General features: G+C 72.5%; 23 protein-coding genes and 1 pseudogene. 14 read left to right on the top strand and 10 right to left on the bottom strand.

Annotation, left to right across the window (positions count from 1 at the left end; all coding sequences use genetic code 11):
* Nucleotides 1-113: 113 nt before the first annotated feature.
* Genes crcB (ACFVJQ_RS22510) through crcB (ACFVJQ_RS22500) form a run of 3 tightly spaced genes read left to right on the top strand, consistent with a single transcriptional unit; the run spans nt 114 to nt 1,311 of the window.
* Complete coding sequence (gene crcB / locus ACFVJQ_RS22510; RefSeq protein ID WP_385514100.1) at nt 114-575, top strand: fluoride efflux transporter CrcB; 462 nt, start codon at nt 114-116, stop codon at nt 573-575.
* Nucleotides 572-940: a DUF190 domain-containing protein gene (locus ACFVJQ_RS22505; RefSeq protein WP_385514101.1), complete on the top strand. Its 369-nt coding sequence runs from the start codon at nt 572-574 to the stop codon at nt 938-940. Before crcB (ACFVJQ_RS22510) ends, ACFVJQ_RS22505 begins: the two co-directional genes overlap by 4 nt.
* Nucleotides 937-1,311, top strand: coding sequence for a fluoride efflux transporter CrcB (gene crcB, locus ACFVJQ_RS22500; protein WP_385514148.1), 375 nt, complete (start codon nt 937-939; stop codon nt 1,309-1,311). The genes ACFVJQ_RS22505 and crcB (ACFVJQ_RS22500) overlap by 4 nt, the downstream gene beginning before the upstream one ends.
* 53 nt (nt 1,312-1,364) lie before the next feature.
* Here crcB (ACFVJQ_RS22500) and ACFVJQ_RS22495 read toward each other — a convergent pair whose 3' ends face one another.
* Nucleotides 1,365-2,426: a fatty acid desaturase family protein gene (locus ACFVJQ_RS22495; RefSeq protein WP_385786168.1), complete on the bottom strand. Its 1,062-nt coding sequence runs from the start codon at nt 2,424-2,426 to the stop codon at nt 1,365-1,367.
* Between the two features lie 208 nt (nt 2,427-2,634).
* Here ACFVJQ_RS22495 and ACFVJQ_RS22490 point away from each other — a divergent pair, with 208 nt between their 5' ends.
* The 7 genes from ACFVJQ_RS22490 to ACFVJQ_RS22460 all read left to right on the top strand — a co-directional run bounded on the left by ACFVJQ_RS22490 (nt 2,635) and on the right by ACFVJQ_RS22460 (nt 9,770).
* The gene (locus ACFVJQ_RS22490; RefSeq protein WP_385514150.1) at nt 2,635-3,309 is read left to right on the top strand and encodes a FadR/GntR family transcriptional regulator; all 675 of its coding nucleotides are present in this window, start codon (nt 2,635-2,637) and stop codon (nt 3,307-3,309) included.
* Nucleotides 3,306-3,464: a hypothetical protein gene (locus ACFVJQ_RS22485; protein WP_385514102.1), complete on the top strand. Its 159-nt coding sequence runs from the start codon at nt 3,306-3,308 to the stop codon at nt 3,462-3,464. The genes ACFVJQ_RS22490 and ACFVJQ_RS22485 overlap by 4 nt, the downstream gene beginning before the upstream one ends.
* A gap of 44 nt (nt 3,465-3,508) precedes the next feature.
* Nucleotides 3,509-4,525 (top strand): asparaginase, encoded by a 1,017-nt coding sequence (locus ACFVJQ_RS22480; protein WP_385786405.1) that lies wholly within the window; start codon nt 3,509-3,511, stop codon nt 4,523-4,525.
* A gap of 32 nt (nt 4,526-4,557) precedes the next feature.
* Entirely contained in the window at nt 4,558-5,967 is a 1,410-nt protein-coding gene (gene aspA / locus ACFVJQ_RS22475) for an aspartate ammonia-lyase (protein ID WP_385786165.1), read from the top strand.
* A 36-nt stretch (nt 5,968-6,003) separates the two neighbouring features.
* Nucleotides 6,004-6,936, top strand: coding sequence for a glutaminase (locus ACFVJQ_RS22470; RefSeq protein WP_385786402.1), 933 nt, complete (start codon nt 6,004-6,006; stop codon nt 6,934-6,936).
* A gap of 90 nt (nt 6,937-7,026) precedes the next feature.
* The gene (mptB, locus tag ACFVJQ_RS22465) at nt 7,027-8,421 is read left to right on the top strand and encodes a polyprenol phosphomannose-dependent alpha 1,6 mannosyltransferase MptB (protein ID WP_385786162.1); all 1,395 of its coding nucleotides are present in this window, start codon (nt 7,027-7,029) and stop codon (nt 8,419-8,421) included.
* Entirely contained in the window at nt 8,418-9,770 is a 1,353-nt protein-coding gene (locus ACFVJQ_RS22460; RefSeq protein WP_385786159.1) for a glycosyltransferase 87 family protein, read from the top strand. Before mptB ends, ACFVJQ_RS22460 begins: the two co-directional genes overlap by 4 nt.
* Before the next feature lie 83 nt (nt 9,771-9,853).
* Here ACFVJQ_RS22460 and ACFVJQ_RS22455 read toward each other — a convergent pair.
* Nucleotides 9,854-10,690, bottom strand: a pseudogene (locus ACFVJQ_RS22455) (D-alanyl-D-alanine carboxypeptidase family protein); the annotation flags it as partial.
* A gap of 103 nt (nt 10,691-10,793) precedes the next feature.
* Nucleotides 10,794-11,939, bottom strand: a complete 1,146-nt coding sequence (rho, locus tag ACFVJQ_RS22450) for a transcription termination factor Rho (protein ID WP_385786156.1) — start codon at nt 11,937-11,939, stop codon at nt 10,794-10,796.
* Nucleotides 11,940-12,334: 395 nt separating this feature from the next.
* On the opposite strand from rho, the gene ACFVJQ_RS22445 reads away from it, so the two are divergent.
* On the top strand, nt 12,335-13,060 hold the full coding sequence (locus ACFVJQ_RS22445; RefSeq protein WP_385786153.1) for a class I SAM-dependent methyltransferase: 726 nt from the start codon (nt 12,335-12,337) through the stop codon (nt 13,058-13,060).
* 54 nt (nt 13,061-13,114) lie between these two features.
* Here ACFVJQ_RS22445 and ACFVJQ_RS22440 read toward each other — a convergent pair whose 3' ends face one another.
* The 5 genes from ACFVJQ_RS22440 to ACFVJQ_RS22420 all read right to left on the bottom strand — a co-directional run bounded on the left by ACFVJQ_RS22440 (nt 13,115) and on the right by ACFVJQ_RS22420 (nt 17,597).
* A complete protein-coding gene (locus ACFVJQ_RS22440) occupies nt 13,115-14,281 on the bottom strand; it encodes a serine hydrolase domain-containing protein (protein WP_385786150.1) in 1,167 nt (388 codons plus the stop codon).
* A gap of 98 nt (nt 14,282-14,379) precedes the next feature.
* Complete coding sequence (locus ACFVJQ_RS22435; RefSeq protein WP_385514109.1) at nt 14,380-15,348, bottom strand: acetylxylan esterase; 969 nt, start codon at nt 15,346-15,348, stop codon at nt 14,380-14,382.
* 149 nt (nt 15,349-15,497) lie between these two features.
* Nucleotides 15,498-16,082, bottom strand: a complete 585-nt coding sequence (locus ACFVJQ_RS22430; RefSeq protein WP_385514110.1) for a hypothetical protein — start codon at nt 16,080-16,082, stop codon at nt 15,498-15,500.
* A 161-nt stretch (nt 16,083-16,243) separates the two neighbouring features.
* Nucleotides 16,244-16,999 (bottom strand): ferredoxin reductase, encoded by a 756-nt coding sequence (locus ACFVJQ_RS22425; protein ID WP_385514111.1) that lies wholly within the window; start codon nt 16,997-16,999, stop codon nt 16,244-16,246.
* Nucleotides 16,992-17,597 (bottom strand): sulfite oxidase-like oxidoreductase, encoded by a 606-nt coding sequence (locus tag ACFVJQ_RS22420; protein WP_385786145.1) that lies wholly within the window; start codon nt 17,595-17,597, stop codon nt 16,992-16,994. Before ACFVJQ_RS22420 ends, ACFVJQ_RS22425 begins: the two co-directional genes overlap by 8 nt.
* 264 nt (nt 17,598-17,861) lie before the next feature.
* Here ACFVJQ_RS22420 and ACFVJQ_RS22415 point away from each other — a divergent pair, with 264 nt between their 5' ends.
* Entirely contained in the window at nt 17,862-18,671 is an 810-nt protein-coding gene (locus ACFVJQ_RS22415; protein WP_385514113.1) for a putative protein N(5)-glutamine methyltransferase, read from the top strand.
* Nucleotides 18,672-18,677: 6 nt separating this feature from the next.
* Here ACFVJQ_RS22415 and ACFVJQ_RS22410 read toward each other — a convergent pair whose 3' ends face one another.
* On the bottom strand, nt 18,678-19,523 hold the full coding sequence (locus ACFVJQ_RS22410) for an LLM class flavin-dependent oxidoreductase (protein WP_385786142.1): 846 nt from the start codon (nt 19,521-19,523) through the stop codon (nt 18,678-18,680).
* Between the two features lie 253 nt (nt 19,524-19,776).
* Between ACFVJQ_RS22410 and ACFVJQ_RS22405 the strand changes: the two genes are divergently transcribed.
* Entirely contained in the window at nt 19,777-20,718 is a 942-nt protein-coding gene (locus ACFVJQ_RS22405) for a hypothetical protein (protein ID WP_385786139.1), read from the top strand.
* Nucleotides 20,719-20,731: 13 nt separating this feature from the next.
* On the opposite strand, the gene ACFVJQ_RS22400 is transcribed toward ACFVJQ_RS22405, so the two are convergent.
* A complete protein-coding gene (locus ACFVJQ_RS22400; RefSeq protein WP_385514116.1) occupies nt 20,732-22,810 on the bottom strand; it encodes a SpoIIE family protein phosphatase in 2,079 nt (692 codons plus the stop codon).
* A gap of 260 nt (nt 22,811-23,070) precedes the next feature.
* On the opposite strand from ACFVJQ_RS22400, the gene ACFVJQ_RS22395 reads away from it, so the two are divergent.
* Nucleotides 23,071-23,952 (top strand): hypothetical protein, encoded by an 882-nt coding sequence (locus tag ACFVJQ_RS22395; RefSeq protein ID WP_385786135.1) that lies wholly within the window; start codon nt 23,071-23,073, stop codon nt 23,950-23,952.
* Nucleotides 23,953-24,013 lie beyond the last annotated feature (61 nt).

The raw sequence follows: 24,013 nt of genomic DNA, 5'->3' as shown, positions 1-24,013 counted from the left end.
CGCGGCGGTGGGGCCCGCCGTACCCGAACCGCGGCGTCGGTGCCGCCAACGGTCCCTACTTGCGACGACAGGCGCCCGCAGTCAGGGCCCCGGCGAGTAGGAGACGTACCGTCATGACAGCCCCGGAGACCGAGAGCCTCCCCCTGGACACGCGTCCCCCACGGCGGCGCGCCTGGCGCGCCCAGGTGCCCGTCGTCGCGGTGGTCGCCGTCGGCGGGGCGATCGGCGCGACGGCCCGGTATGCGGCCTCGGTGTGGTGGCCCGCGCAGACGGGCGGGTTCCCCTGGCCGACCTTCTGGGTCAATGTCATCGGCTGCGCCGTGATCGGCGTGTTCATGGTGATCATCACCGACGTCCGGGTCGCCCACCGCCTGGTCCGCCCCTTCGTCGGCACCGGAGTGCTCGGCGGCTTCACGACCTTCTCGACGTACGCCGTCGACATTCAGCGGCTGGTCGACGCCGGCCACCCGCGCACCGCCCTGGCGTATCTGGCCGCGACCGTGTCGGCGGCGCTCGCCGCGGTGTGGCTCGGCGCGACCGCGACCCGCCGTTTCCTGACCTGGAGGCAGCGATGACCCGGCTGACCGGCAACGCCACGCGCGTGACCGTCTTCGTCGGTGAGAACGACACCTGGCACCACAGGCCCCTCTGCTCCGAGATCGTGCACCGGGCCCGCGCGGCGGGGCTGGCGGGCGCCAGCGTCTTCAAGGGCATCGAAGGCTTCGGTGCCTCGTCCGTGATCCACACCTCCCGGCTGCTGTCCCTGAGCGAGGACCTGCCGGTGGCCGTCGTGATCGTCGACACCGAGGAGCGCGTCCGGGCCTTCCTGCCACAGCTCGACGAACTGGTCACCGAGGGACTCGTGATCCTCGACGACTGCGAGGTCATCAGGTACGTCGGCCGGGGCGCATCGGGCACGCAGGGGGAGAAGCCGTGGTGAACTGGCTGCTGGTCGTCGCGGGCGCCATGATCGGCGCCCCGCTCCGCTATCTCGCCGACCGGGCGGTGCAGTCCCGGCACGACTCCGTCTTCCCCTGGGGCACCTTCGCCGTCAACGTCGTCGGCTGTGCGGTCCTCGGCCTGCTGGCGGGCGCGGCAGCGGCGGGCGCCGCGGACTCCCACCTTCAGCTGCTGCTCGGCACCGGCCTGTGCGGCGCCCTGACCACGTACTCGACCTTCTCGTACGAGACACTGCGGCTGGCCGAGACGGGGGCCGGGCTCTATGCCGCCGTCAACGTCGTGGCCAGCGTGAGCGCGGGTCTCGGCGCGGCGTTCGCGGGGGTGTCGATCGCCGAGGCCGTGTGGTCGTGACGGGTGCGGGCGCGAAGACCCCGCCCTGGGCACCGGCACCCAGCGGTTTCGAGTCAGTCGCCCGCGTCCCGCAGCGGCTCTCCGACGCTCCTGAGGTGGCGCAACGCCTCTCGGTGCGAGGCGAGCAGCCCGGTCTGGTGGTACGGGATGCCCAGCTCGGCGCAGTACCGCTCGGTGATGACCTGGGCCCTGCCGAGCGCCGGCGTCGGCATGCTGGGGAAGAGGTGGTGCTCGATCTGGTAGTTGAGCCCGCCCATGAAGACATCGATGAGCACGCCGCCCCTGACGTTGCGCGATGTGAGGACCTGGCGACGCAGGAAGTCCAGCCGCATCCCCTCCTCGATCATCGGCATCCCCTTGTGATTGGGTGCGAACACCGAGCCGAGACAGATCCCGAACAGGCCCTGGTGGACGGCGACGAAGGCGAGCGCCTGGGCAGGGGAGAGCACGGTGAACAGGGCGCCGAAGTACACGACGAAATGGACGACGAGCAGCGCCCCCTCCAGCACCGGCCGTTTCATCGACGCGTTCCCCAGCGCCTTGAAGCTGGCGAAACTCAGATTCAGCCCTTCCAGGGTGAGCAGCGGAAAGAAGAGCACGGCCTGGTGTTTTCCGATGAAACGGGGCAGCCCCTTTGCCTTGCGTGCCTGCCGCTGTGACCACACCAGAATATCGGGGGAGACGTCGGGGTCCTTCCCCTCGTGATTCGGATTCGCATGGTGCCGGGTGTGTTTGTTCATCCACCAGCCGTAGCTCATGCCCAGCAGCAGATCGGCGACCAGCAGACCGCCGACCTCGCTGGGGCGTCGGCGGGAGAAGACCTGCCGGTGGGCGAGGTCGTGGGCCGCCAGCGCAAGCTGGCCGAAGATCACGGCCAGGAAAGCGGCGACGATCAGCTGGCTCCAGCTGTCCCCCAGCGCGAGAAACGCCCCGATGCCTCCCGCAAGAGCGAGGGTCACCGCCCCGAAACGCACGGTGTAATACAACGGCCGGCGCCGCAGAAGCCCGGCTTCGGTTATGCGGCGCGACAGTTCGGAAAAGTCGCTTCCCCTTTGCTGTTCGCGTTGTTCTTCGTGCGTGGACGAGTTCCCCGGGAGCACCATTGGATTGGCCATGCGCTTCAGTATGTGAACCATTTCCCGGAAGCAGAATGACGTCTTCCCCCCACGTGGGGTGCGGGTAGCCCCACTGCCGAAACGGGGGGTCCACCGGTTTGCGGTGCGCTCGGCCCGCTTGACACCACCCGCCGGCCACCCGGAGTATCACCTCGTGAACCTGTCAGACAGCCAGACAGGTGGAGTGGGCCCGCGGCGCGTCAGCGCGATGGAAGCGGTGCTCTCCCACCTTCGCGGCGCCATCGAGCGCGGCGAGTACGCGATCGGCGACAAGCTCCCCTCCGAGGCGGAGCTCTGCCGCACCCTCGAGGTGTCCCGCCCGGTGCTGCGGGAGGCCCTGCGCGCCCTGCAGACGATGGGGCTGACCGTGGCCAAGACCGGCAAGGGCACCTTCGTCGTCGCGAGCAGCGTCGAGGACCCCACGTTCGGCGACTACTCGGCCAGTGACCTCTTGGAGGTGCGCCGGCACGTCGAGATCCCGGTCGCCGGGTACGCGGCGCTGCGCCGCACCCCGGAGAACCTCGACCACCTCGCCCACCTGCTGGACCGCATGGAGCGGGAGACGGACACCACCGCGTGGGTCGCGATGGACACCCTCTTCCATCTGGCCGTGGCCGAGGCCGCGCAGAATCCGGTGTTCCGCCGGGTCATCGAGGAGATCCGGGACGCGCTCGCCCGCCAGTCGGCGTTCCTGAACGAGCTGGGCGGACGCCGGGAGCAGTCCAACCGTGAGCACCGGGCGATCGTCGAGGCGCTGATCGACGGTTCCGAGCACGACGCGCTCGAGGCCATGTCCCACCACCTCGACCGAGTCGAGACCACCCTCACCGACATCGTGCGCTCCGCGCGCACGGACACCATGGAAGGCGGACCCGAGGCGTGAGCGAGCAGTCCCCGCGCGACGCTGTGCAGAAACGTTCCGGCCATGTCGACGCCGGAGACGTGCTGTGCCTGCCGCTGATCGTCGCGGCGCTGGTCGCGGGCCGGTACGGCATGCGCGGCCGGATACGCACCACCTCCACCAGGGCCGACGCGTGAACCGCGCCCCGGCCGACGACACCTCGCCGATGAACCAGGCAGTGATGTACAGCAGCTCCGTCGCGGACGCACCCCCAGTCCGTGAGCCCCTCCACGCCCCCGTCGCCCACCTCATACGCGGCGGGATGGTCGAAGGCATCCACTACGGCTCCGTCGTCGTCCTCGGTGCGGACGGCGAGGTCCAGCTCCAGCTCGGCGACATCGAGGCCGCCTTCTACCCTCGGTCGGCACTCAAGCCCGTCCAGGCCGTCGCCATGGTGCGGGCCGGGCTCCCGCTCGACGGCGAGCTGCTCTCGCTCGCCGCCGCCAGCCACTCCGGGGAGGAGCGCCACCTCGCCGGCACCCGGCGCATCCTCGAGATCGCCGGACTCGCCGAGGACGACCTGCGCAACGTCCCCGACCTGCCGTTCGACCCGGTCGTCCGGGACGCCTGGGTGCGCGAGGGCCGCATGCCCTCCCGGCTCGCCCAGAACTGCTCCGGCAAGCACGCCGCCATGCTCTACACGGCCAAGCTCAACGGCTGGCCCCTCGACGACTACCTCGACCCCGCCCACCCCCTCCAGCAGGCCATCGCCGAGATCGTCGAGGACCTCACCGGTCGGCGCATCGCCAGGGTGACCGTCGACGGCTGCGGCGCACCCCTGTTCGCCGTCTCCCTGCACGGCCTTGCGCGGGTCGCCGCCCGTATCACCACCGCCGCTCCCGGCACCCCCGAGGCACGGGTCGCCGACGCGATGCGCGAGCACGCCGAGATGGCGTCCGGCTCCGGCCGGGACGTGGCCGCGCTGATGCGGGCCGTGCCCGGACTGCTCGCCAAGGACGGCTTCGAGGGCGTCCAGGTCGCCGCGCTCCCGGACGGCCGGACCGTCGCCGTGAAGATCGCCGACGGCGCCGACCGGGCCCGGATCCCGGTCGCCGCCGCGGCGTTGGCCCGGGCCGGTGTCGACCCGGCGCTGCTCGCCGAGTTCGCGGGCGAGCCGCTGCTCGGCGGCGGACAGCCGGTCGGCAGCGTCCGGCCGGTGCGTGCGCTCGATCCGCTGCCCTCCGCCTCGTACGCCTGACTCGCACCTCTCCGACACCACAGAGGACCTTCATGACCGCCGCCACCCGCAGCGAACACGATCTGCTCGGAGACCGCGACGTCCCCGCCGAGGCCTACTGGGGCATCCACACCCTGCGCGCCACGGAGAACTTCCCCATCACGGGCACGCCGATCTCCGCCTACCCGCACCTGATCGACGCCCTCGCCGCCGTCAAGGAGGCCGCCGCTCTCGCGAACGAGGAACTCGGCCTGCTCCCTTCGGACAAGGCGGACGCCATCGTCGCCGCCTGCCGGGAGATACGCTCCGGCAAGCTGCACGACCAGTTCGTCGTCGACGTCATCCAGGGCGGCGCCGGCACCTCCACCAACATGAACGCCAACGAGGTCGTCGCCAACCGGGCGTTGGAGCTGCTGGGCCACGCCAGGGGCCGGTACCGGTACCTGCACCCCAACGAGGACGTCAACCTCGGCCAGTCCACCAACGACGTCTACCCGACCGCCGTCAAGATCGCGACGGTGTTCGCGGTGCGCGGCCTGCTCAAGGCGATGTCCGTGCTGCAGGACGCCTTCGCCCGCAAGGCCGTCGAGTTCCGCGGCGTACTCAAGATGGGGCGCACCCAGCTCCAGGACGCGGTGCCGATGACGCTGGGGCAGGAGTTCTCCGCGTACGCCGTGATGCTGGACGAGGACCGCAGCCGGCTCGCCGAGGCCGTCGAGCTGATCCACGAGATCAACCTGGGCGCCACCGCGATCGGGACGGGGCTCAACGCCCCCGCCGGGTACGCGGAAGCCGCCCGCCGCCATCTCGCCGACATCACCGGGCTGCCCCTGGTCACCGCAGCGAACCTGGTCGAGGCGACCCAGGACTGCGGCGCGTTCGTGCAGATGTCCGGCGTGCTCAAGCGGATCGCCGTCAAGCTGTCGAAGAGCTGCAACGACCTGCGCCTGCTGTCCTCCGGGCCGCGCGCGGGCCTCGGTGAGATCAACCTGCCGCCCGTGCAGGCCGGTTCGAGCATCATGCCCGGCAAGGTCAACCCGGTGATCCCCGAGGTCGTCAACCAGGTCGCCTTCGAGGTGATCGGCAACGACGTCACCATCACCATGGCCGCCGAGGCCGGACAGCTCCAGCTGAACGCCTTCGAGCCGGTCATCCTGCACTCCCTGTCGGAGAGCATCACCCATCTCGAGAGCGCCTGCCTGACCCTCGCCGAGCGCTGCGTGGACGGCATCACCGCCAACACCGAGGCGCTGCGCGCCAGCGTGGAGAACTCCATCGGACTGGTGACCGCGCTCAACCCGCACATCGGGTACACGGCCGCCACCGACATCGCCAAGGAGGCCCTGGCCACCGGCCGCGGGGTCGCCGAACTCGTCCTGGAGAAGGGCCTGTTGCCGGCCGAGCGGCTGGCCGCGCTGTTGCGGCCGGAGGTCGTCGCGGGCAGCGGTTCGCCGGTCGTCTGACCTGCGGATGCGCGCCAGGACCGACCCGGAGGCACACTGGTGATCATGACGTCGTCGCTGACCTTCCAACCGGTCCTGGAGCGCATCGCCGAGGAGATCGAGCACACGCCCGGCCGCGGTCGGCCCGCCGACTACATCCCGGCGCTCGCCGCCTGCGACCCGCGCCGCTTCGGCATGGCCGTCGCCGAGCTGGACGGCACGGTGTACGGCGTGGGGGACTGGCGTGAGCCGTTCTCCACGCAGTCCGTCACCAAGGTCTTCACCCTCGCCCTCGACCTGGCCCGCGAGGGCGACGAACTCTGGGAACACGTAGGCCGCGAGCCGTCCGGCAACCCCTTCAACTCCCTGGTCCAGTTGGAGTACGAGAACGGCATCCCGCGCAACCCGTTCATCAACGCCGGTGCGCTGGTCGTCACCGACCGCCTCCAGACCCGTACCGGCGACGCGGCGGGCACCCTCCTCGACTTCCTGCGCACCGAGAGCGGCAACCCCGGCCTGGACTTCGACCACGAGGTCGCCGCCTCCGAGGCCGCGCACGGCGACCGCAACGCCGCCCTGGCCCACTTCATGGCCTCGTACGGCAACATCGACAACCCGGTGCCGCTGCTGCTCGACCAGTACTTCAGACAGTGTTCCGTCCGGGCCTCCTGCGCCGACCTCGCCCTCGCCACCGTCTTCCTGGCCCGGCACGGCGTCCGCGCCGACGGCTCGCGGCTGTTCACGCGCAGTCAGGCCAAGCAGGTCAACGCGGTGATGCTGACCTGCGGGACGTACGACGCGGCCGGCGACTTCGCCTACCGCGTCGGCCTGCCCGGCAAGAGCGGGGTCGGCGGAGGAATCGTCGCCGTCGTGCCGGGGCGCTGCACGTTGTGCGTGTGGAGCCCGGGCTTGGACGAACGCGGCAATTCAGTCGCCGGGGTCGCTGCCCTGGACCGTTTCACGACGCTCACCGGACTGTCGGTGTTCTGATCACGCGGAGGTCATGCGCAGGTCTTCCACCGGAAGGGGGAACGTCGTTTTCCGGCCACCCGGCGTTGACACGCTGACCGAGTGTTGGCCATGGCTTCCTCCGTCGATCTCCGCCGCTGTCAGGTACTCGGTCTGGCCGGTACCGCCTTTCTCGCACTGGGCGGTGAGACGGCCGGAGCCCTTCCCGTCCGCGAGCTGTTGTCGCCCTCCACGGCCGGCGCCGCTCTCGGGCTGGTCGGCGTGTACTTCGGCGTCGTCCTGCTGATCGCGGCCTGGGCCCTGCTCGGCCGGCTGATCCGCAGTCCCGAACCACCCACGCCACGCGCGTTGTTGCTGGTCCTCGCCGTCTGGGCGGCCCCGCTGCTGCTGGCCCCGCCGCTGTTCAGCCGGGACGTCTACAGCTACCTCGCCCAGGGGGCCATGGTGGACGCCCAGATCGACGTGTACGCCCACGGACCGTCCCGTCTCGGCGGCCCGCTCGCCGACGAGGTCTCGCCCGTGTGGCAGCACACCGCGGCACCCTACGGCCCGGTGTTCCTCGCCGCCGCCTCCGCGCTGTCCGGCCTGACCAGCGGCGAACTGCCCGCCGGCCTCATGGGGATGCGGCTCCTGGCCCTGCTGGGCGTGGCCCTGATGGCGGCCGCGCTGCCCCGCCTCGCCCGGCACAGCGGCGCCGACCCGGCCGCCGCGCTGTGGCTCGGTGCCCTCAACCCGCTGGTGCTGCTGCACCTCGTGGCCGGCGCGCACAACGACGCCATGATGCTCGGCCTGCTCGGCGTCGGCCTGGTCGCGGCGCTCGGTCGCAGGCCGGTCCTGGGTGCCGTGCTCATCACGCTGGCCGCGCTGGTGAAGGCGCCCGCGGTGCTCGGGCTCGCCGCGATCGTCGTGCTGCAGATGCGCGCGGGCCGCCACCCGGTGCGGGCGGTGCTGACGACCGCCGCCGCCTCCGCGGCCACGACGGTCGCCGCGACGGCCGTGGCCGGCACGGGGTACGGCTGGATCGCCGCCCTCAACACGCCCGTCTCGCCGCACAACTGGGCGCTCACCAGCCTGCTCGGCCGTGCCACCGGCGCCCTGCTGGAACGGCTGGGCAGCGATCTGGCGCCGCTCGCCGTCCCGGTGTGGCACGCGGCCGGACTGGCGATCACCGCGGTCGCCCTGCTCGTCATATGGCTGCGGCTGCGCCCCCGCCCGGTGTACGCGCTGGGGCTCAGCCTGGCGGCGGTCGCGGCCTTCGGCCCGGCGATCCGGCCCTGGTACGCGCTGTGGGGGCTGTTCCTCATCGCCGCCGCGGCGCCCACCACCTCGGTACGGCACCGGGTGGCGGCCGTCACCTGCGTTCTCGCGCTCGCCGTACTGCCCAGCGGCGGCCCGGCGGATCTCGGGCAGCTGCTGCTGGCCGTCTCCGGCGGGGTCCTCGCGGTGGTCGTGCTGTGGCAGGCCCACCAGGCCGCGCAGGCCCCGGTCCTGGGACGTACGGCATGAGGGCGCCCCGCACCGACCGCGGGCGACTGCCGCTCGTGCTCGTCCTCGCCGCCGCCGTGACCGTCTTCACCGCGACGGTGCCGCTGCTGCGGGACTGGTTCGACCTGCGCGTCTACCACGGCACCGTCCACAGCTGGATCCACGACGGCGGACGCATCTACGACTACCGGGTGCCGGGGACCATGTACGGCTTCACCTACCCGCCGTTCGCCGCGGTCGCGATGCTGCCGATGGCCCTCGTCGGCCTGCACACCGCGGTCGCGATCGCCCTGCTGCTCAATCTGACCGCCCTGGGCGTGTCGCTGCGGGCGCTGACCGGCAAGGCGTGGCGGCGCTACGGCTGGTACGGCTGCTCCCTGGCCGCCTGTGCGCTCGCGTTGTACGAACCGCTCCGCGACACGTTCAGCTTCGGCCAGGTCAACCTGCTGCTCCTCGCACTCGTGCTGGTCGACGCCTGGTTGCTCGCCACCGGGCGGGGACGCTGGGCCGGTGTCGGCATCGGACTCGCGGCGGCGATCAAGCTGACGCCCGCGATCTTCATCGCGCTGCTGCTGCTCGCCCGGCGGTGGCGGGCTGCGGCCGTCGCGACGGTCGTCGCCGCGGGGGCGACGGGGCTGGCGGCGTGGGTGACGCCGGACGCGTCGCGTTTCTACTGGACGCATGCGCTGTGGGACACCACCCGGGTGGGCCAGCTGGACTACGTCTCGAACCAGTCCCTGCAGGGCGTCCTGGCCCGCCTCGGCCTGGAGGGCAAGTCCGTCTGGGCGGTGGTGGCCCTGCTGGTGATGGGCGTGTGGGCCTGGCGCGCCCGCAAGGCCGTGGCGGCGGGGGACTGGTACGCCGCGTTCGCCCTGACCGGGCTGACGGCGTGTCTGGTCAGCCCGATCACCTGGGTGCACCACCTCGTATGGCTGCTGCCGTCCTTCGTGGTGCTGGTCCGGGCCGAGCAGCCGCGGATCGCGGCCGCGCTGTATGCGGTGCTGTGCACCAGCGTGGTGTGGCTGTGGTTCGACGACGCGTCCGGCGTCGACGGGTTTCTCGGCAGCAACACCTATACCTGGATCACCCTCGGGCTGCTGGTGTGGCTGCCGGTCGGTCACTCCGGCGCCGTGCGGACGCCCATGAGCCGCAGCGCCAGCTCGACCGCCCCCGCGCCCAGACAGGCTGCGGCCGCGATCGCCGCCGTCGCCGGCCAGCCCGGCCCGGTGTCCGGTGTGTCCGGCGCGGCCACAGGCAGGGCGGGAGGGCCGGGCCGCGGTCTGCTGCGCAGGGCGTCCAGTGACCCCACCGGATCGACCCGGCCGGCGGCTTCGAAACCCCAGTCGAGCAACGACCGCGCCTCCTCGTAGACGGTGAAGGCGTCGCCCGACTGAGGGTTCATCACCGAGACGACGAGGGTGCGCCCGTCGCGGCGGGCGGCGGCGATCAGAGTGTGGCCGGCGTTGCTGGTGTAGCCGTTCTTGATGCCGATCAGTCCCGGGTAGGGCGCCACACCGTCCTTGCCGGTGAGCAGCCGGTTGGTGTTGTGGATGTCGTACGCCGAGCCGTCGGCCTCCGGGAACTTGGCCTCGGCCGTGGCGCAGTACCGCGCGAAGTCGGCGTTGCGCAGCCCCGCGCGGCCGAACACGGCCAGATCGTAGGCCGACGACACCTGGCCCGGCGCGTCATATCCGTCGGGTGACCGGACACGGGTGTCGTGCGCACCCAGGGTGCGGGCCTTGGCCTCCATACGCGCGGCCGTGGTGTGCCAGCCCCCGTTGAGCTCGGCCAGGACACGCACGGCGTCGTTGCCGGAGCTGAGGAACACTCCGCGCCACAGGTCGGTGAGGCGGTACGCGCCCCCCTCCTCGACCCCGACCAGGCTGCTGCCCGACCCGATGCCCGACAGCTCCGCGTCCGTGACCCGGTGCCGGATTCCTCCGGGCAGCGCCGGCAGCACCGTGAGGGCGAACAGGGTCTTCAGGGTGCTGGCGGGCGGCAGTTTGCGGTGGGCGTCGTGCGCGGCGAGCACCTCGCCGGTGTCGGCGTCGGCCACCAGCCACGACAGGGCGGAGACATCCGGGACCTGCGGTGCCCCGGGGCGCGGCCGCGCCTGTGTGCCGGAGCGGTACAGCAGGGTCGACACCGGGGCTGTCCCCCGCGGCGCGCCCGGTGCACCGGGGTCCGGCTCTGTCTGGGCGGCCGCCGCGACGGGGGCGAGCGCCAGGATGCCGGCGACGCAGAGACCGCAGGTCGGCACGGCCACCCTGGAAGGGAATCCGATCTTCATATGATCAACGTAGGAACGAAGTCCTGGCCACGCCGCGCTGTCAGGGCCGAATGCGGCAGGTGTGCACCCGGATGCCGCACCGAGGGATGCACGTGAACCGCCGTCAGTCTCCCTGGCGGGCGGGCAGCGTCGGCTGGATCCGGCGCAGGAACGTCGCGTTGTCGGGGGTGGCGCGCATCCGCTCCAGCAGGGTCTCCAGGCTCGCCTCGCCGTCGCGGGTGCGCAGGGCGCGCCGCAGCCCGTGTACGGCGGTCAACTCGGGCGAGGACAGGAGGAGTTCCTCGCGGCGGGTGCCGGAGCCGGTGATGTCGACGGCCGGGAAGACCCGGCGGGAGGCCGGTTCACGGCTCAGTCGGAGCTCCATGTTGCCGGTGCTCTTGAGCTCCTCGAAGAAGTAGTCGTCGGCGCGGGAGCCGGTCTCGACCAGGGCGGTGGCGAGGATGGTCAGCGATCCGCCCTCCTCGGCCAGGCGGGCGGCGCCGAAGAATCGCTTGGGGCCGTGCAGCGCGGCCGCGTCGACGCCACCGCTGAGGGTGCGGCCACCGGAGGCGGCCGCGTTGTTGTGCGCCCGGCACAGCCGGGTCAGCGAGTCGAGGAGGATCACGACGTCCTCGCCGGCCTCGACGAGCCGCTTGGCCCGCTCGATCACCAGCTCGGCGAGCGCGATGTGCTGCCTGGGCGTCTGGTCGAAGGTCGAGGCGTACACCTCGCCCCGCACCGAGCGTCGCATGTCCGTGACTTCCTCGGGGCGTTCGTCGAGCAGCACCACCATCAGCCGGCATTCGGGGTGGTTGCCGGCGACGGCGGCCGCGATCTGCTGGAGCAGCACGGTCTTGCCGGTCTTGGGCGGGGCCACGAGGAGCCCGCGCTGCCCCTTGCCGACGGGCGAGAGCAGGTCGACGACGCGTCCGGCGAGACCGGACGCCGGGTGTTCGAGGCGGAGTCGTTCGCGCGGGTGAAGGGGCGTGAGGTCGCGGAAGTGACGGCGACCGCGGGTCTCTTCGGGCGTGCGGCCGTTCACGTGCGCGACCTCGGTCAGGGTGCGCTGGGAGCCGCGTACGCCTTCGACGAGGTCGCCCTTGCGCAGTCCGTACCGGCGGATCAGCGCGGCCGGGACCTGGGGGTCGGCGGACGTCGGAAGGCAGTTCGCGGCGCGCAGGTGTGCCTTGCCGCCCGCGTCGATGTCGACGACACCGGTGACGGTCTGGGTCTGCTGCTGGAGGGGAGGGTGTTCGAGAGTGGCGGTCATGGTGGTCGGTCCTTTCACGGACGGAGGGCCTGGGACGCAGGCATGCGGGAGCAAGGGAGGGGAGAGCCGCAGGGGAGGGCGTACGTACGTGCCTCCGGGCGGCGGAGAACAGCACCTCGGCGACGGACCACAAGGTCTGCTGACGAGGGGGTGCTGAGAAGCTGCTGATCCGACCGGGATTACGGCGGGCGGTTCGGCGAGCTGAGGAAGGAAACTGCACCGGCGCCACATCGGGGCGTACACAAGTGCTCACCGCACCATACCACCCGATCCGCGACCACCGCTGTGATGTGCGCCTCAATACCCCGGTCGAGAGCCGGACCGGCGGGCCCGTTCCGGTGCCCAGATCCCGGCGACGCCGTTCCTGCTGCCCAGGCGTGACTAAGCTGATGCTGATGTTCAGCCCCGAAGGTCCCAGCCTCCGCGAACTCGCCGTACAGGCGCTGTCCTCCGTCGAGCGTGGCTACGACCTGCTCGCCCCGAAGTTCGACCACACCCCCTTCCGCACGCCGGACGCGGTGCTGGAGGCCGCCGCGGCGGCGTTGCGGCGGATCGGGCCGTTCGAGGACGGGCTCGACCTGTGCTGCGGCACGGGCGCGGGCGTGGATGTGCTGACGGGCGTGTGCCGGCGGAGTGTCACGGGGGTCGACTTCAGTGCGGGCATGCTCGCCGTCGCGCGGGAGCGCGGCCGGGCCGTCGGGCCGCGGGTCTCCTGGGTGCGTGCCGACGCCCGCGCCCTGCCGTTCCGGCCCGCGTTCGACCTCGTGGTCAGCTTCGGCGCGTTCGGGCACTTCCTCCCGGGTGAGCTACCGGGGCTGTTCCAGCAGGTCCACTCCGTCCTGCGGCCGGGCGGGTGCTTCGCGTTCCCCCTCGTCGCCCCGCCCCGCCCGGGATCCACCGCGTACTGGATGCTGGAGGGCTTCGACGCGGTGATGCGGGTCCGCAACGCCGTGTGGCGGCCGCCCTTCGTCATGTACTACCGGGCCGTCCGGTTCGGCGACGTCCTGCGGGAGCTGGACCGTGCCGGTTTCCGGGTGGATCTCCATGCGCTGCCCGAGTTCGGGCAGCGCAGCGACGGCAGCCCGCGCGTCCGCATGGTCGCGGCCGGACGGCCCGGGTAGGCGCTCGGTCCCCGGCGCCGGGACGGGTCCCGTAGCCGTGGGTCCACGCGGCTGTCACAGGGTGCTGTACAAGGCGTCGACCAGCGCCATCTTGCGTGGATCGTTGGCGATGTGCGGCCCCATGCGGTTCATCACGTAGCCCAGCGACACTCCCGCCTCCGGATCCGCCAGCCCGCAGGACCCGCCGAAACCGTCGTGCCCGAAGGCCCGCGGATCGGGCCCGTACGAGCCGTGCGGCCCGCTCAGCCACAGGCCCAGCCCGGCCTCCGTCTCGCCGTCGAACCCGGCGCCCAGCACCAGGTCCCGGCAGGCGCCCTGACCCTCGCGCACCCGCTCGGCCGCCTCGGGAGACAGGATGCGGTGGCCGTCGTACGTACCCCGGCCCGAGAAGATCCCGTACAGGGCGGCGACGGCCCGCGCGGTGCCGTGGCCGTTCGCGGCGGGGATCTCGGCGGCCCGCCACTCGGGCGTGTTGGCCTCGGTCGCGCCCACCACGGGATTGGTCAGTGCGGCAAGCGCGGCGGGCGCCAACTGGCTGAAGATCGCCGCCTGTTCGCTGCTGGGCGCGACCCGCGGATGCACCATCTCCGCCGCCCGCACGGCCTCCTTCTCCGGCAGTCCGATGGTGAAGTCGAGCCCGAGCGGCCCGGTCACCTCACGCTCCAGGAACGCGCCCGGCAGCAGCCCCGACACCCGCCGGACGACCTCGCCGACCAGGTGGCCGTACGTCAGCGCGTGGTACCCGGACCGCGTCCCCGGTTCCCACCACGGCTCCATCGCCGCCAGCCGGCCCGTCGTCACCTCCCAGTCGCACAGATCGGCGAAGGTGTGCGGCTCGCGCGGGCCGGAGAGTCCGGCGCGGTGCGACAGCAGATGCCGTACAAGGATCTTCTCCTTGCCGGCCGCGGCGAACTCCGGCCAGTACGCGGCCACCGGGGCGTCGAGGTCGAGCAGGCCCCGGTCGGCGAGGATGTGCGCGCACAGCGCCACCGGACCCTTGGACGTCGACCAGACGTTGACCAGCGTGTCGCGCTCCCAGGCCCGGGTGCGGGCCGCGTCGGCCCAGCCGCCCCACAGGTCGACCACGGTCACGCCGTCGACCGAGACGGCGACCGCGGCGCCGAGCTCGCCCCGCTCCCGGAAGTTCTCCTCGAACGCCGTCCGCACCGCGGCGAAGCGGGTGTCGCAGTGACCGTGGATGTCTGGCGTGCGCTCGGGCATGGCCCCTCCATCGTCCGTCGGAAGCCCGGTCCGCGGCCCTGCGGCCCGGGCTCCCTGAACGTACCGACTGGTCGGACCGGAGGGAAGTGGAGTTCCGCTCAGGCGTAGGACCGCAGCCAGCGCACCTTGGCGGCCTCCTGGTACGGGCCGCCGCCCTCGTGGTCGTTGAACTCGTACACCTCGATCGCCTTGTCCTCGTGCGCCCAGGCGTTGAAGGCGGCGAAGACGGTGGACGGCGGGCAGGTCTGGTCCTCCAGCGCCGCCGAGAACAGTGCGGGGGCCCGGCCGCGGGCGGCGAAGTGCACGCCGTCGAAGTAGGAGAGCGTGCGCAGGGCGTCCTCGCCGCGGCCGCGGTGGGTCTTGAGGTACAGGCCGATCTCGCGGTAGGGGTGACGGTCCGTCAGCGTCGCCGCCCGCGGGTAGTCGCACAGGAACGGCACGTCCGGCGCGACCGCGACCAGGTCGGGGACCAGACCGCCGACGGCGATGGTGATGCCGCCGCCCTGGCTGGCGCCGAGCGCCACGGTCCGGGCCGCATCGGTGAGCGGATGCGAGCGGGCCGCGTCGACGGCGCGCACCGCGTCCGTGAACACCCGGCGGTAGTAGTAGTTCTCCGGCGCGTCGATGCCGCGGGTCATGAAACCGGGGTACGCGGGCGCGCCGCCGACCGGATCGGGGGTGCCGCCACCGCCGCCCCAGGCGCTGCCCTGGCCGCGGGTGTCCATCACGAAGTGCGCGCGGCCCGTGGACGCCCACAGCAGGTGCTCGTGCGGCAGGCCGCGCCCGCCCCCGTAGCCGATGAACTCCACGACCAGCGGCAGTGGTTCCTCCGTCGCTGCGGGCAGCGTCAGCCACCCCTTCACCGGGTGCCCGCCGAATCCGGCGAAGGTCACGTCGTACACCGTCACCGTCGACAGTCCCGTGTCGACCGGTTCGAACCGGGCGTCCAGGTCGTACTCGCGCGCCTCCTGCAGGGTCTTGGACCAGAAGGCGTCGAAGTCCTCGGGCTCGGTGGAGGAGCTGTGGTACTCGCGGAGTTCGTCGAGGGGGAGGTCGAACAGCGCCATGTAGGACCGCCTTGGGTGAAGAGGACGTTGATGATCACACCGTACGCGGGTGGTCGGACCACTCGCCAGGTCTTCTCGTCCTCGATCGGGGCATGGACGGGGGAGGGGAGACAGACCGCCTGGTGGTCGGAGCACTCATGAACGCCCGGTCAGGTCCGCCGCCCGGTCCACTCCGGCTCCGTACGGGCCCACTCGCGCTCCCACTCGGCCATCCGGTGACCGGTCGCCACCCGGCGTACGACCGCACGGCCGAGGAGCACCACGGCGACCGTGCCGGCCGTGGCGCAGGTGCCGATGGCGAAGGTGTGTTGCCAGACCGCCGCGTCGTCCGGTGGCGGCGGCACGCTGCGGCCCCGCGCGTCGAACCACACGTCGACCCTCTCACCGGGCCGCGTGCCCGCCGGGACCTGCGCCGTGGCGGTCCGGGATCCGTCGCCCGGCTCCGCCCACCGCACGGTCGCCCGGTACGTGTACTCCCGGCCGCCGTGCAGGGCGGGCAGGCTGTCGGGGTCTCTGCCCACGACCTCGGCGCGGACGTGCCGGCGTTCGGCCCGCTGGGCCACCGCGGTCGACCGTGCCTCGTCGTGGGCCCACCAGGCCGCGACCGTCCCGGCCAGTGGAGCGCCCAGCAACAGCAGGACGGCGACGGCCAGCGCCGTCCACGCCTCGACGACGTCCGACCGGCGTCGCAGCGGATTGCGCCGCCACCGCCAGCCGCGCACCCGGGTTCCCATGCCCGCCTCCTCGCCGTCACCGGAGGCCCCGGGAGCCGTACCCTCGCTCCCTCGGGCCGCCACGTATGCGTGCGAGTGCCACATGGATCTCGTACCCCGTCCACGGGACTTCGTTCACGGTGACCGGCCGCCGCGTGGGACGAGCCGGGGAGCGCCGGGGCTCAGCCGAAGCGTTCGATCCGGATACGGTCCACCGGCTGGCCGGCCGCGACCAGCAGACGCGAGGCATGCTCGGCGAAGGCGTTGGAGCCGCACACGTAGGCCTCCCACCCACCGGGAGGCCGCTCGGCCAGGAGCGGCGCCACACGGGCGGCCGTCAGACGTCCCACGGGCAGACCCGGCGGGGCGTTCCGCGTGAACACGGGCGTCGTCTCCGGGCCGTACTCCGCCGCGTAGATGAGCTGCTCGGGACCGCGCGCGGACACCAGCAGCCGCAGCGGCACGGACAGGTCCCGTGCCCGGTGGTGCCGCACCATCGACATCAGCGGCACGACCCCGGATCCCGCGCCGATCAGCAGCGCCGCCCGGTCGCCCGGCCAGGCGAAGAAGCCGCTCAGCGGGCCGCGCACCTCGACCCGGTCGCCCGGCCGGGCCTCGGTGTGGAACCAGCCGGAGACCTCGCCGCCGTCGACATGGTCCAAGGTCAGCTCGATGTGTCCCGAGTCGTCCGGCGCGGACGCGATCGAGTAGTGGCGCTGGGCCGTGTAGCCGTCCGCGGCGGTCAGCCGCAGCATCAGGTGCTGCCCCGGCAGGTGCCCCGCCCAGGCGGGCACCGCGAACCGGAAGGTCGCGGCACGCGGGGTCTCGCGGCGGATCTCGGTGAGCGTGGCGGTCTGCCAGCGGTTCGCGGCCCCGTTGCCGACGGCGATGCGGCCGGGGACGGCGAACCGGGTCGGAGGAGTGAAGATCTCAGTCACCGGAGTACCGCTGCTCCTCCCAGGGGTTGCCGCGCGCGTGGTAGCCGTTCTGCTCCCAGAAGCCGGCCTCGTCGTGGTCGAGCAGCCGCAGGCCCGCGATCCACTTGGCGCTCTTCCAGAAGTACAGGTGCGGCACGAGCAGCCGCGCCGGACCGCCGTGCTCGGGCGTGAGCGGCCGGCCGTCGTACTCCCATGCGATCCAGGCACGTGAGCCGGTGAGGTCGGCGAGCGGAAGGTCCGTGGTGTACCCGGTGTGCGCGTACGCCACCGCGTGGGTGGCGGACGGCAGCGGCCGCACCCGCTCCAGGAACGCGTCCAGGGACACACCCCCGAACCGCACCCCGAACTTCGACCAGCTGGTCACGCAGTGGATGTCGCCCTCGTACACCGACGCCGGCAGCGCGTGTGCCGCATCCCAGTCCCAGGTGAGCGGCTCCTCGACTAGGCCGTCGATGCGGAAGGTCCAGTCGGCAGGCGTGAGGTCGGGTGTGACCTCGGCGGACAGGACGGGCCAGTCGTCGCCCGCGTCGTACTGCCCGGGCGGCAGCCCCGGGTTGTCGACGCGCGGGCGCCCGGTGAAGCCTCGGGTGACGTTCATGCGGGTGGTGCCTCCAGGCCGCCGGTGCGGCGGCCCGCCGTAGAGCGTGATCGGTGCGTACGCGGACCACCGTACGCGGTGAGCGTCCGGCCCTTCGGGTAGGGTGGCCGTCCGGCTGCGGGTGGTCCCGGCCGTTGCGAGGCCGAGGAGGTGAGACCCATTACCGCTGTGTCAGGTCGGGTGCTCTCTCCTCACGACAGCGCGGATCACCGGCTCTAGGTGACCGTGAGAGCGCCCTTCGGCTTCCGAAAGGCTCTCGGCTTCATGCCCGCTCCTCCTTCCGCTTCGCCGTCCCGCCCCTCCCGTTCCTCCGTCGTCGCCGCACTGCGTGCCGCGGGCTGCGTCTTCGCCGAGGACGAGGCGGAGCTGATCCTCGGCGCCGCCCGCACCCCGGCCGAGGCCGCCGCCATGGTGGACCGCCGCCGTGCCGGACTGCCCCTTGAACTCGTCCTGGGCTGGGCCGAGTTCAAGGGGCTGCGGATCGCCGTCGAACCCGGCGTCTTCGTGCCCCGCCGCCGCACCGAGTTCCTCGTCGACCAGGCCGTCGCCCAGGCTCCGGACGCGGCCGTCGTCGTCGACCTGTGCTGCGGCTCGGGCGCGGTGGGCGCCGCCCTCGCCGCCGCTCTCGGCCGCGTCGAACTGCACGCCGCCGACATCGACCCGGCCGCGGTGCGCTGCGCCCGCCGCAACATCGCCGGTCACGGCGGCCGGGTCCATCAGGGCGACCTGTTCGAGGCCCTCCCCGGCGAGCTGCGAGGCCGCGTCGACGTCCTCGCCGCCAATGTGCCCTACGTCCCCACCGCCGAGGTCGGCCTGCTGCCGGCCGAGGCCCGCGACCACGAGCCGCTGGTCGCCCTCGACGGGGGCGCCGACGGACTCGAGGTGCTGCGCCGGGTCGCCGCCGAGGCGGGCCGGTGGCTCGCGCCCGGCGGCTGCCTGCTGATCGAGACGAGCGAGCACCAGGCGCCCTCGGCCGTCGACGCCTTCACCCGCGCCGGCCTGACCACCCGACTGGCGGTCTCCGAGGAGCTGTACGCGCACGTCGTGATCGGGGTCGGGTCCCTGGCCGGCTGACGCCTCTCACAGGGCGTCGGACAGGCGGTCCACCTGCGCCGGGTCGAGGCCGTAGCAGTAGAGCATCACCTCGTCGGCGCCGAGATCCGCGAAGCGGGCGATCGCTTCGCGGACCCCGGCGGGTGTGGTGAGCAGCGCGGCGACCATGCGGTCGGCCGTGCCCGTGAAGGCGTAGTACTCGTGCATGCGGGTGCGCGCGTCGTCGAGCACGTCCTCGGGGCCGAGCGCGACATTGATCTGCGCGACGAGCCGGGGCCGGCCCTCGCGGCCGTACTCCCGCCAGTAGGTGCGCACGGTGTCGAAGAGCCCGCCCGCCCATGAGGGTGCGGCGGCGGCCAGGAAGCCGTCGCCCCAGCGGGCCACGCGTTCGAGCGCGGCGGGCTGGAAGCCGCCGAAGAGCACCTCCGGGCCGCCGGGCCGAGCGGGCGCCGGGCCGATCGGGCCGACGCCGTCGCCGTACGGCTCGCCCGACCACAGGCGGCACATCAACGCCATCTGCTCGTCCAGGCGCCGGCCCCGGGTGCGCAGGTCGATGCCCGCGGCCTGGTGGTCGTCGTCCCGGCCGCCGATGCCCAGGCCGAGGACGAGGCGGCCCCCGGTCATCCGGTCCAGGGTGGCGGCCTGCTTGGCCAGCAGGGCGCTCTCACGCAGCGGGGCGAGCAGCACCTCGGTCTGGATGCGGATGCGGGACGTGGCGCCCGCGAGGACGGCCAGGGCGACCAGGGGTTCGGGGTTGTCGTAGACGAGCCGGTCGAGCAGGCCGAGTGTGCTGAAGGGACCGGCGTCGGCGCGCCGCGCCCAGTCGAGCAGGAGGGGCGGGTCGCCGATGGGCAGGCCGATACCGATGTTCATGCGAGGTACCTCCGTAAGAGGGGTCGACAAAGACGACTGCCGCCCCTCCGGCACCTCGATGAGGTGGGACGCTCCCGCTCTGCGGCGTACTTCGGGGGAACGTCTCGTGTGAAGTGATCGCAGCCTAGGACGGAAGACGGCGGCCCGGCAACGGATTTCGGTGAACCCCGCCCGGGGCTCGGGCGTCACAGGAACGGTACGGTCTCCGGCCCGCACCCCCCCAGACTCCACATCTCCTCCCCGGGGAAGGCCCATGCGTAGGAAGATCAGCCCCACCAGGACCACCCGCGCGGTGCAACTGCTCGCCGCAGTCGCCCTGTTCATGGCAGGCACCGGTGCCCTCGCGGGCTGCGGAAGCGAGCAGTCCGGCGGCTCGGGAAACAAGGTGCGCGCCACCGGGCAGGCGCCCGAGGCCGCGGCCCGTGCCCGCCGGGTGGCCGGCGCCTGGGACGGCTCGAAGGCTGCCGAGGCGTGGCGCGCCGGTTACCACCCGATGGGCGAGGCGGTCGAGTTGCCCGAGGGCGGTTTCCATGACAAGGCCGACGAACGTGCCTACGCGACCCAGAACTTCGTCCTGCGCGGCCGCCTTCCCGCCGCGCCGGAGCGCGACGGACGGGTGACGTGGGACAGCGGCGGCTCGCTGACCCGGCCCCTGATGGGGGCGCGCGGCGCGTACGAGAGGTTCGCCCGCGGCGCCCATGACGGACCGCACCTCACCGTGACCGGGGCGCGGTTGGGCAAGATGACGCTGGCCACCAGCCGCGGCCCGGCGACGGTCCCGGCCTGGCTGTTCACCCTGGAGGGCTACGACACTCCGCTCAAGAGCGTCGCCGTCGGCCCGTCGAAGCTCCCCAAGCCGCCGATCGGGCCGGCCGCGAAGTCGCCCAGCGGCGAACTGTGGGAGCTGCGCGGCCTGGTCGAGGTGGCCGGCGACGGCCGGTCCGTCACCGTGGTCGGCAACCACGGCGCCTGCGACGACGGCCCGGTCGTCCATGTGCTGGAGACGGACGGCAGCGTGGTGCTGTCCGCGTCCGTCGACGGGCAGAGGGACGGTCTGTGCACCGATCAACTGCTCGGCAGGGAAGTGACGGTGAAACTGGACCGGCCGGTGGGCGATCGCGTCCTGCTGGACGCCGCCACCGGTCGGCCCGTGCCGTACGGAGGTCCGAACGGACGGTCACCGAGCTGGAGTTGACGAGCGATCGGCGTCAGTCCCCCGGCTGCGCGCGGGCGATGAGCACGGCCACGTCGTCGTGGTTGTCGGGGTGGTGCAGTGTGCGGACGAGCAGGTCGCAGACCTCCTCCAGGGGGCGGGTCGGGTCGTCGAGGAGGCCGAGCATGGTGGCGAGGCGTTCGTCCAGGGAGTGCCGGCGGGTCTCGACGAGGCCGTCGGTGTAGAGGACGAGTTCGTCGCCGGGGCCGAGATCGAAGACGGTGGTGGAGAACTCGACGCCGCCCACGCCGAGCGGCGCCCCGGTCGGCAGGTCGAGTAGCTCCGGGCGTGAGCCGACGCGGATGCGTGCGGGCGGCAGATGGCCGGCGTTGGCGATCCGGCACTGGTGCAGCCGGGGGTCGTGGACGGCGTAGAGGCAGGTGGCGATGGAGTGGTCCAGGCCCTCGGTGATCCGGTCGAGGTGTTCCAGCAGCCGTGCCGGATCGAGGTCCAGCGAGGCCAGCGTGTTGGTGGCGGTCCGCAGCCGGCCCATCGTCGCCGCGGCGGTGATGCCGCTGCCCATCACGTCGCCCACGACGAGGGCGGTCTTGCCGCCGTCCAGGGGAATGACGTCGAACCAGTCGCCGCCGACCTCGGTGGTGGCGCCGGCGGGCTGGTAGCGGGAGGCGACCTCGAGGCCGCCGGTGACGGACGGGTGGCTGGGCAGCAGGCTGCGCTGGAGCATCAGGGCGGTGTCGCGGGCGTTCTGGTACCAGCGGGCGTTGTCGATCTGCACGGCCGCGCGGGAGGCCAGCTCGCGGGCGAGCAGGAGGTCGTCCTCGGTGAAGGGCAGCGGATTGCTGGTGCGTTTGAGGTCGAGGGCGCCCAGCACCTCGCCGCGCGCGATGAGCGGGACGGCCAGGTACGAGTGGACGCCGGCGCGGGCCAGCAGCGCCGCCGCCTCCGGGGAGCGGGCGATGCGGGGCAGGTCCTCGTCCTTGACCTGCGCCACCATGACGGGCCGGCTCGTGCGCACGCACTCCGTGACGAGGCGGTCGGGACCGTAGCGGGCCGGCTGCCCGGGCGGGTCGGCCGCACGCAGGGCGTCCGGTGCCTCGTTCGCCTTGACGGCCAGGGCGCGGATCACCGCCGGTTCGGCGGGGCCGAGGCTGCGGCGGCGGCCGCCCACCACCGCGTCCAGCAGGTCCACGGCTGCGATGTCGGCGAGCTCCGGCACGGCGACGTCGGCGAGTTCCCGGGCGGTGCGGTCCAGATCCAGTGTGGTGCCGATCCGGGCGGACGCGTCGGCGATGAGCGCCAGGCGCCGTCGTGCGGACTCCGCCTCGACGCCCGCCCGGTACTTCTCGGTGACGTCCTCGATCGACAGGGCCACGCCCAGCACCGTGCCGAGCGAGTCCTCCAGCCGGTACAGCGACACCGACCAGGCATGGTCCTCGTCCGGGTCGGCCGGGGTGCGGCCGACGGTGGAGTGATCGACGAGCGGTCGGCCGGTCTCCAGGACCCGGCGGGCCGCGGACTCCAGGGTGTCGATCTCGAGGAGGGGCAGCACCTCACGCATCGTCCGGCCGGTGTGCTCCTCGGCGGGGATGCCGTTGATCCGCTCCAGCGCCGGGTTGACGGTCACGTACCGCAGACGGGTGTCCAGGACGGCCAGCCCGATCGGCGACTGCGAGATCATCCGCGTCGACAGCGCCACGTCCTGCTCCAGGCTGCGCACGGTCGTCTGGTCGGCGGCGAGCCCCAGGGCGTACACGTGCCCTCGGTCGTCGAGCAGCCGCATGTTGCGGAACTCCACCAGCCGGGTGGTGCCGTCCTTGCGCCGGATGGGGAAGGCCCCGGCCCAGCCCTGGCCGGTGGCCATCACGTCGGCGAACAGCTTCTTGACCAGGCCGACGTGCTGCTCGTGGACCAGCACCCGGGCCGCGTACCGGCCGAGCGCCTCCTGCGCCGGGTAACCGAACAGTTCCTCCGCCTGGGGGCTCCACAGCATGATCCGGCCCTCGGTGTCGAGCACCACCGAGGCCACGCCCAGCACGTCGAGCAGACCGCTGGGCCCCAACGACCCGCGGCCCGGTTCTGTCCCGTCGGCCACGGGAGGCCCGGTTGCACCCATCGCACGCACCGCCTTCGCCCATCCTCCCGGCACGCGGTCCCCCGTGCCGACTTGCTCGTTGTACCGCGCTCAACCATCTCTCTTACGCCACGACGGTCCTTCTCCACCATCCCTCAACACGACCGTTGTCGTCCGGCGAAGCGCAAGGGAGCGGTCGCCGAGCCGACAGATCGCGTTTTTCTATTGGTCTGTACATGACTACCTGATCGGGCCACACTGATGCGCCGAGCGCGCCCCACCCCCCGATCGAGGAGCCGACCATGCCCCTGCGCACCCGGCAACGTTGTCATGCAGCCCTGACCGGCCTCGCCGCCTTCGCTCTCGCCACCGCCGCCGTCCTGTCCGCCGCCCCGTCCGCCACGGCCGCCGCCACCTGGACCGAGGCCGGCTCCGACCGCGCCGACCCGCTGACCGAGAGCCAGGGCCTGACCTCCGTCGAGGTCCCGGCCGCAAGTCCCAACCGCTACACGGGAATCGGCACGATCCCCGCCGGCGTCGGCAGCCGCGGCTGGAACCACGTCGGCGACCCCGACGCCTCCTACGGCGGCTTCTACATCGAGCCGTACCAGCGGGACTCGGGCACCACGAAGATGTTCCGGGTGCAGGCCCCCGGCGGCACCTGGTCGGAGTACGTGCACACGCTCAGTGCCGGGGAGGCGCTGAACAACTCCTGGGTCGCCGTCTCGCCGGGCGGACAGTGGATGCTCGCGGGCGAGTGGGGCACCATGAACCGTCTGCTGGTCTTCCCCACCCCGGGCGTCAATCCGGGCACCTCCCCGGCGGCGAACCTCCCGCAGGCCTCCACCGTCCACCTCGACCACGCCGTGCGTGACGTGCAGGGCTGCGACTTCGTGAGCGCCACCCGCCTGCTGTGCTCCTCCGACGACCCGGCCGGCACGCTCTTCGGCATCACCAAGCCGCTGCTCCAGATCGACCTGTCGGCGGAGCCGAACGGCACGGCCGACGTGACCGGACATGTCACGGCGCTGCGCCAGCTGCCCTTGCGCAGTGGCTGCTCGGGCGCGTTCGAGACGGAGGGTATCGACTACGACCGCCGCACCGGCACTCTGCGCGTGATCGTCCTGTCGCCGGGCTTCTGCGTCCTGACGGACAGCATGACGTACCGCTTCACGAAGAGCTGACCCGTCGGACCGAGCGACGCTCCTCTCGGGGCTGTGCGTCCCGGAATGTGGTGGTTTTCTT

Origin of the sequence: Streptomyces sp. NPDC127197, from assembly GCF_042672405.1 — a bacterium.
Lineage (GTDB): Bacteria > Actinomycetota > Actinomycetes > Streptomycetales > Streptomycetaceae > Streptomyces > Streptomyces flavusporus.
The sequence above is the reverse complement of the archived record's forward strand: the minus strand, read 5'-3'. Positions and strand labels throughout refer to the sequence as shown.